At 68.5% G+C, this 6994-nt stretch carries 7 protein-coding genes; 4 read left to right on the top strand and 3 right to left on the bottom strand.

Going from position 1 to position 6994, the window contains the following annotated elements; all coding sequences use genetic code 11:
* A partial coding sequence (locus V7D28_RS12520) for a M61 family metallopeptidase (protein WP_442957936.1) occupies nt 1-1052 on the top strand: 1052 nt, incomplete at its 5' end.
* Nucleotides 1053-1054: 2 nt separating this feature from the next.
* On the top strand, nt 1055-2371 hold the full coding sequence (locus V7D28_RS12515) for an APC family permease (RefSeq protein WP_333587715.1): 1317 nt from the start codon (nt 1055-1057) through the stop codon (nt 2369-2371).
* 16 nt (nt 2372-2387) lie between these two features.
* Here V7D28_RS12515 and V7D28_RS12510 read toward each other — a convergent pair whose 3' ends face one another.
* Complete coding sequence (locus tag V7D28_RS12510) at nt 2388-3563, bottom strand: acyl-CoA dehydrogenase family protein (RefSeq protein ID WP_333587714.1); 1176 nt, start codon at nt 3561-3563, stop codon at nt 2388-2390.
* A 73-nt stretch (nt 3564-3636) separates the two neighbouring features.
* Between V7D28_RS12510 and V7D28_RS12505 the strand changes: the two genes are divergently transcribed.
* Both V7D28_RS12505 and V7D28_RS12500 read left to right on the top strand, forming a co-directional pair.
* Nucleotides 3637-4533, top strand: a complete 897-nt coding sequence (locus V7D28_RS12505; RefSeq protein WP_333587713.1) for a hypothetical protein — start codon at nt 3637-3639, stop codon at nt 4531-4533.
* A gap of 32 nt (nt 4534-4565) precedes the next feature.
* Complete coding sequence (locus V7D28_RS12500) at nt 4566-5186, top strand: TetR/AcrR family transcriptional regulator (protein ID WP_333587712.1); 621 nt, start codon at nt 4566-4568, stop codon at nt 5184-5186.
* On the opposite strand, the gene V7D28_RS12495 is transcribed toward V7D28_RS12500, so the two are convergent.
* Both V7D28_RS12495 and V7D28_RS12490 read right to left on the bottom strand, forming a co-directional pair.
* Entirely contained in the window at nt 5167-5715 is a 549-nt protein-coding gene (locus tag V7D28_RS12495; RefSeq protein ID WP_333587711.1) for a DUF4142 domain-containing protein, read from the bottom strand. The genes V7D28_RS12500 and V7D28_RS12495 overlap by 20 nt on opposite strands.
* A gap of 13 nt (nt 5716-5728) precedes the next feature.
* The coding region (locus V7D28_RS12490; RefSeq protein WP_333587710.1) for a hypothetical protein at nt 5729-6994 on the bottom strand (1266 nt) is incomplete at its 5' end.

Below are 6994 nucleotides of genomic sequence, written 5' to 3'. Positions count from 1 at the left end.
TCCTGGTGATCCCCGATCATGTCCGGGGCGGGCGCCTCTCCGTGGCCTGGGACCTGAGCGAGCTGGCCGCCGGCTCGGTGGGTCTGGCCTCGTTCGGCGAGGGCGACAGCGAACTCTCGGGCGCGCCTTCGCGCCTGCGCCAGGCCTGGTATCTGGCCGGTCCCGCAGGCCGCTATCCGGCGGAAGGCCTGGACCATGGGTTCAGCGCCGCCTGGCTCGGCCGCTCGGACTTCGATCCCGTGGCCGAGGCGAAGTGGTCGGCGAGTCTCTACACCTATCTGGGGGAGCAGTTCGCCTATCTTGACCCGCCGCCGCCCTACCGGGTCTTCATGCGCTTCCTGGAGACCCCGCCGGTGGGGGGCGCCACGGCCTTGCCCGGCTCGTTCATGCTGTCCACCGCCGCCAAGGACCACACCCCCGGGGCGCTGGGGCCGCGGCGCACCCTGGCCCATGAGATGATCCACCAGTGGGTGGGGGGGATCGAGGCGCCGCAGGGGGTGTCCAGCTGGTTCAGTGAAGGCCTGACCACCTATTACACCGCCGTTCTGCCGCGGCGCGGAGGCTATGCCTCGCTGGAGTCCTACGGGGCGGAGATCAATGAGATCGCCGCCGGTTATTACGGCGTCCCGGCCCGCACCTGGACCGCTGCGCAGATCACCGAGGTGGGTTTCGGCGACGGCGACATCCGGCACATTCCCTATAATCGCGGCGCGCTTTACTTCGCCGATCTGGACGCCCGCATCCGCGAGCGCTCAGGCGGCGAGCGTCGGCTGGAGGACGCCCTCCAGCCCCTGTTCCGCGGCCGGGAGGCCGGGACGCGGTTCGACCATGACGCCTGGAAGGCCTTTGTGAGCGCTGAGCTGGGCCCGGGCGAGGCCGAGCGGTTCGAGCGGGTGATCCTGGACGGCGAGCTGATCGTCCCTCATCCGCACGCCTTCGGTCCCTGCTTCGTCCTTGAACCCAAGACCTATGAGGCCGGGGACCAGACCCTGGAGGGCTATGGCTTTGTCCCGGTCCCCGGCGTCCCCGAAGATAGCTGCAAGGCCTGGTGAACATGACCCAACCCGCCGCCCCCGAGACGGGGCTCAAGCGCAACGTCACCCTGATCGACGTCATCATGCTGGGCGCAGGCACCGCGATCGGGGCTGCGATCTTCACCGTGATGGGGCCGGCCGCCGAGGTGGGCGGGGCCGGCATACTGATCTCCACGGCCCTGGCGGCCATCCCCATGGGCCTGTTCGCCCTGGTCTATGCCTATCTGTCCTCCACAGCGCCGCGGACAGCGGCCTCGTATGAGTGGCAGCGTCAGTTCACCAGCCCCCTCCTGGCCTTCGCCATCGTGTGGATGCGGGTCCTGTCCAACGCCGTGGTCATGATCGTCCTGGCCCGGGTGCTGACCAACTATCTGTCCATGGTCTTCGACTTCCCGGTGACGCCGGTGATCCTGGCCATGTTCACCGCGGTCTTCCTGCTGAACCTGGTGGGGGTGGCCGTGGCGGCGCGGGCCCAGACCATCCTGATGCTGCTGCTGCTGGCGGCGCTGGCCATCTTCGTCGGCGCGGCGGCGCCGTCCTTCGAGCCGGCCCTCTTCGTCGAGGCCACCCAGGGCGGCTGGCTGCCGATCATCGCGGCGCTGCCGCTGATGATCCAGCTCTTCCTGGGCATCGAAACCGCCACCGAGGTGGGCGAGGAGGTGGCCGACGCCAAGCGCGTGGTGCCGCTGGGCATGGCCGGGGCGCTGGCGCTCACCGTGGTGGTCTATCTCAGCGTGACCTTTGCGGCGCTGAGCCTGGTGGGGCCGGGCGTGCTGGCGGGCAGCAATGCGCCCTTGCTGGAGGCCGCCAAGGTGGCGCTGGGACCCGTGGCGACCCCGCTCATCGTGACGGCGGCCGTCTTCTCCCTGGCCAAATCCATGAACGCCGTCTTCCTGGTCTATGCGCGCTTCCTGTTCGCCATGGGACGTTCCGGCGTGCTGCCGGCCCCCCTGGCGCGCATTCACCCCCGCTTCGGCACGCCGCATGTGGCGACCCTGGTGGCCTATCTGGGCTGCGTGACGGCGGTCTTCCTGCCTTCGAGCCTGCTCTTCCTGCTGCTGGCCGTGAACGTGCCCACCATGATGAAGTACATGGGCACCTGCATGGCCTCGTGGAACGTCGCCCGCCGCTTCCCGCAGGTGCACGCCGAGGCGCGCCTGAAGTTCAGCCGCGCCACGGTGCAGGTCATGTCGGCCCTGGGGGTCGTTGCGGCCATCGCCATCGCCGCCCTGGGCCTTTCCACCGACGTGCGGCCCTACGGCCTGCTGCTCGCCTGGCTGGCCCTTGGCCTTGGCTGGTACGCCTGGACCACACGCGGCGCCCGGCCACGGGGCTGAGGCTTCGGCCCACGCCTCAGAGCTTCAGGACGTGCTTGGCGATGATGTTGCGCTGGATTTCGTCAGAGCCGCCGGCGATGCTGGCCGCGCGACCTTCGAGATAGCGGACGACCTCGGGCTGCGCCCAGGTCGGCCCCACCTGACCCGGATGATCCGCCAGATCAGGAAACCAGGGCGCCGCATACGGGCCCGCGCATTCGACGAAAAACTCGGTCATCCGCTGCACGATGTCGGTCCCTTTGAGTTTCAGCAGGGAAGACTGGGCGCCAGGCGCTTCGCCGGCCTCCACCTGCGAGAGGGTGCGGAGCTCGGTCATGGCCAGGGCCTCCAGTTCGATGGCGGCGAGACTCAGACGGGCGGCGAAGCCGGGATCGTCAATCAGGCGCCGGCCCTGCGACCCCGGGATTTCGGCGGCGGCTTCCCGCAGGCGGCTCAGCAGGCTGAGCGACAGGGACACATAGGCTTGTCCCGTCCGCTCGTGGGTGAGCAGGCCCTTGGCCACCGTCCAGCCTTCGCCCTCCCGGCCCACGCGGTTTGCGACCGGGGCGCGCACGCTGTCAAAGGTCACGCGGTTGAACCCGTGCCGTCCGTCCAGGGAGATGATCGGGTGGATCTGGATGCCCGGGCTGCGCAAATCGACCAGCAGGAAGGTGATGCCCTCCTGCTTCCGTGACCCCTGGCCTGTGCGTGTGAGGCAGAACATCCAGTCGGCGTGATGGGCTCCGCTGGTCCAGATCTTCTCGCCGTCAATGATGTAGTCGTCCCCCTCCTGCCGCGCGGTCGTGCGCAAGGCAGCCAAGTCGGAACCAGCCTCGGGTTCGGAATAGCCCTGGCACCAGCGCACCCGATTTGCCCGGATGTCGGGCAGGAAGCGCGCCTGCTGTTCGGGCGCGCCATAGGCGAACAGAATGGGCGCGAGCATGCCCATGCCCATGCCGCCCACCTGGGCGGGCAGTCCTGCAGCGGTGGTTTCCCGTTCCCAGATGAAGTGCTGCGTCGCGCTCCAACCCGGACCGCCGAAGGCTTCGGGCCACTTGCTGACCTCCCAGCCCCGTCGCGCCAACGCCGCATGCCAGCGCGCCTCATGTGCGGGTCCGCCATCATATGTCTCTGCGCCGGAAAACGCCTCGGCGATAAGGGCGCGCGCCTCCTGGCGAAATGCGAGGTCCGCAGGCGAGAGCTCCAGGCGCATCGGCGTCCCTCGTTTTCTTATTGCACGAACCGTCAATAATCGCCACGTTCATGGGCGCGTCAAGGAGGTCCTCATGCCGCCGTCTGAACCTGACCCCGCGCCCTTTGAAGCCCAGACCTTGCCGGACGGCGGTCTCGTTGGCCCGTTCCGGCGGCCCGTGAATGTCTCGCGGGAGGCGGTAGGCTCAATCCACGACGACGCCACGGCCCAGACCCTGGGTTTCCGAGGCGGGACGGTGGCGGCGAACATCCACATGGAGCAGTTTCCGCCGCTGTTCGCCGCGCGGTTCGAGCGGCCTTGGACCAGCCCGGGGGGCCTGTCGCTCTACTTCCTGCAGCCCACCACAGATGGGGAGCCGGTCCGCGCCGGCCTGGGCCCGCTGACCGAGGGGGTTGAGGGCGCCGGGGCGACAGCCTGGATCGAGACCCCGGAGGGGGCCCGGGTCTGCGAGGGCATGGCCTGGCGGGGCCGGGCGCCCGTATCCACCACCCTGCGCGAGCGTCTGGTCCGTTCGCGCCCGGCCGAGACGCTTCGGATTCTCGCCGCCTCGCAGATCGGCGACCGGGCGTGCGACGTCCCGGCCCGCATCGCGTCAACCTCCGCCCTGGCGCGCGTGCGCGGTGTGAGCGAGCCGATGGACGCCTATATAACACCCGATGCGGCCGGCCGCCGCCTGGCCGCCCCGTCGGTGGTGATCGACGCCCTGCGCGTGGTGGAGACGCCGCTGTTCAAGAGCGAGGGCGAGTTTGTCGGCATGTTCGGCGCCATCGAGCTCGAACATCTGGCGGGTCCGGTCATGCTGGACACCGACTATCTGGTGGAGGGCGAGATCGTGGGTCTCGGCGAGTCCCCGAAGACCGAAATCGCCTGGTATGAGAGCTGGCTGCGGCCGGCCTCTGGGGGACCGGTGCTCGCCCGGCTGCTGATGATGAGCCGGGTGCTCAAGGCTTCGTCCCCGCTCTGGTCTTGACGTCACCCCCGTAACCGGCGCCTGACAGCGTGATGACCCCGCCGACGAAGCGCACCCGTCTGGAGCCCGCCGCCCGCCGCGCCCAGATCCTGGACCGCGCCGCCGAGCTCGTGCTGGCGGAGGGGGCCGGCGGCGTGGCCATGGAGCGGGTGGCCCTAGCCGCCGGCGTCAGTAAGGGGCTGATCTACAATTACTTCCCCGACCGGATGGCGCTGCTGGCCGCCCTGCTTGGCCGTGAGCAGCGCGATCTCAACGAGCGGGGGATGGCTCAGGCCCTGGCCGCCGCGGATTTCCCCGACCTGATCCGTCGGACCACGGGGCTCTACCTGCAGCAGACCAAGGAGCGCGGCGCGCTCATCGCCGCCCTGCTGGCCGATCCGGTCCTCGAGCGCCGGATGGAAGAAGAAGGCCGCGCCGAGCGCGAGGCGACCTTCCGTTTCTTCGTCCGGGCCACCCGTCGCGCCTATGGCCTGTCCCTGCCCACCGCCATCGCCGCCGTCGACCTTCTGTGGGCAGTGACCAATCAGGCGGGGCGACAGGTGGGGCAGGGGCTGCTGGAGCCCAAGACGGCGACCGAGATGTGCGTCCGCCTCTTTGTGGGCGGCCTCTCGGAGTTGGCGCGGGGGCCTGATCCTAGCGCTGCGCCGACTTGAGGTTTCTCGCCATCTCCAGATGGCGTTCCACCGCCGGCAGGCCCGCCACGGCCCACGATCGCAACTGAGGCACGCCGTCGCTTGCACCATAGGTCTTGAGGAGGGCTGCGGCCTCCTGGTGGGCGGCGATCTGCTGGTCGAGATAGCGAGCGTCGAAATCCTCGTCGCCGGCCTCCCGCAGGTGGCGCAGCAATCCTTCCCGGCGTTCATCGAGCCCCTCCGGCGGCGGCTCAACCTCGCCTGTCTCCTTCATGCGCAGGGCCGAGGCGAGCTGATGGCTGCTGGCGGTGTGGGCCTCGATCATCTGGCGCGCGAAGCCCCTCAGGGTGTCGCTGCGCGTGCGCCCCATGGCGAGCCTGGCGGCCTCCACCTCATAGCGATCGCTGATGGCGGCGTTGGCCACGAACATGTCGGTGTTGCGTCCGCCGGCGGTATGGGCGCCGGCCAGGCCGACGGCGGCGCCCACGGCGTCGCTGGCCCGGTTCATCACGGCCTTCACGGGGCCTTCATCTTGGGTGTCTTGGCTCATCTTCTTATGCCTCCTATTCGGCGGCCAGGGGCGCGTTGCGCCGAGCGTAGTCCAGCCGCGCCTCGGCGTCGGGGCGCAGGGCGTCGATGGGATGATCCCCCTCGGTCTGCGAGCGATAGTCCTCGCCGGACGCCTCGCGGCGGCGGTCGATCACGCTCTCGCTCGGTGACCCGCCGGCGTTCACCGCGGCCTGATAGGCGAAGTAGCGGTGATCCTGCGGCAGGGCGTCGACAGGGACGAACTCCGAGTCCCACGCGCTCAGCTCCACCTGCTCGGCCAGGACCTGGCGGACATAGGACTTGTTCTGCTCGAAGGTCATGGGCGTGGTCAGCCGGGTGTCGGGAAGAAGTTCGGCCGGATCCTTCCGGTCGATGGCCTTCATCATCTCGCAGGCGATCTTCAGGTGCTCCACCTCCATGGCCAGATGCAGCTCCCACAGGGCGCGGATGCGGGCGTCCTCCTCGGTGGTCATGCACGACCAGTAGAGCCAGCACTCATGGAACTCGTGCAGGACCCAGTTCTCCATCCAGGTCAGGGTCGGGTCGAGGATGGTTTCATAGTGGCTGACATGCTGCTCCTCGATCTGGGCGATCTCCAGATAGAGGGCTCGGGCCAGGGGATCGGTGGGCCGGTTTCCCACGGTCATGTAGTAGTTCATCGTCTGCTGTTCAGCCGAGACCAGGGTCAGGCCGTTCAGCATGGACTGGCGCTCGGCGCCCACCTTGGTCATGGGCCGCCGCAGATCGTCATGGGGATGGCGGTGCTCGAAGATGGTCGGGCGGCCAGGCAGAATCTCCGTCAGTCCGCCGGTGATCTCGTGGGCTTTCCGAGACTCCCCCATCAGGTCCATCAGGTTGGCGTAGCGATAGAGGTGGTCGAAATCCTCCAGCAGGCCGAACTCATAGACCTGCTTCAGATAGGGGTCAGGCTCGTGGCGGGCGATCCAGGCGGTCAGGTCGACGGCCACCTGCTCATAGCCGATGGTCACGGCGATATTGCTCTCCTCACCCGGGATCAGCCAGTTGACCGCCTTCTGCTGTTGCTGCTCCACGCGGCGGACCTGAGCCAGGATCTGCTTCAAGCCCAGGTCGCTGTTGTGACGTGCGGCCTGGTGCGAATTGATGATCGCCTCCACCTCGACGCCGTTCATCAGGATGGCGCGGGTGCGGGTGTAGGGATGTACGGTGTGCGTGTCATAGGGGGAGACGTTCAGTTCCGACCAGTTGCGGAGCTGGTTCTCCAGCGGAATCCCGCGCTCGGTCATCGGATCGAAGCTCAT

Source organism: Phenylobacterium sp., assembly GCF_036723115.1.
In the GTDB taxonomy this organism is placed as follows: Bacteria; Pseudomonadota; Alphaproteobacteria; order Caulobacterales; family Caulobacteraceae; genus Phenylobacterium.
This window is presented reverse-complemented; position numbering and strand designations above follow the sequence as displayed.

Excerpts from the sequence above, each read along its gene's own strand:
- V7D28_RS12515 (WP_333587715.1), top strand. The coding sequence starts at position 1,055 with ATGACCCAACCCGCCGCCCCCGAGACGGGGCTCAAGCGCAACGTCACC.
- V7D28_RS12510 (WP_333587714.1), bottom strand. The coding sequence starts at position 3,563 with ATGCGCCTGGAGCTCTCGCCTGCGGACCTCGCATTTCGCCAGGAGGCG.
- V7D28_RS12505 (WP_333587713.1), top strand. The coding sequence starts at position 3,637 with ATGCCGCCGTCTGAACCTGACCCCGCGCCCTTTGAAGCCCAGACCTTG.
- V7D28_RS12500 (WP_333587712.1), top strand. The coding sequence starts at position 4,566 with ATGACCCCGCCGACGAAGCGCACCCGTCTGGAGCCCGCCGCCCGCCGC.
- V7D28_RS12495 (WP_333587711.1), bottom strand. The coding sequence starts at position 5,715 with ATGAGCCAAGACACCCAAGATGAAGGCCCCGTGAAGGCCGTGATGAAC.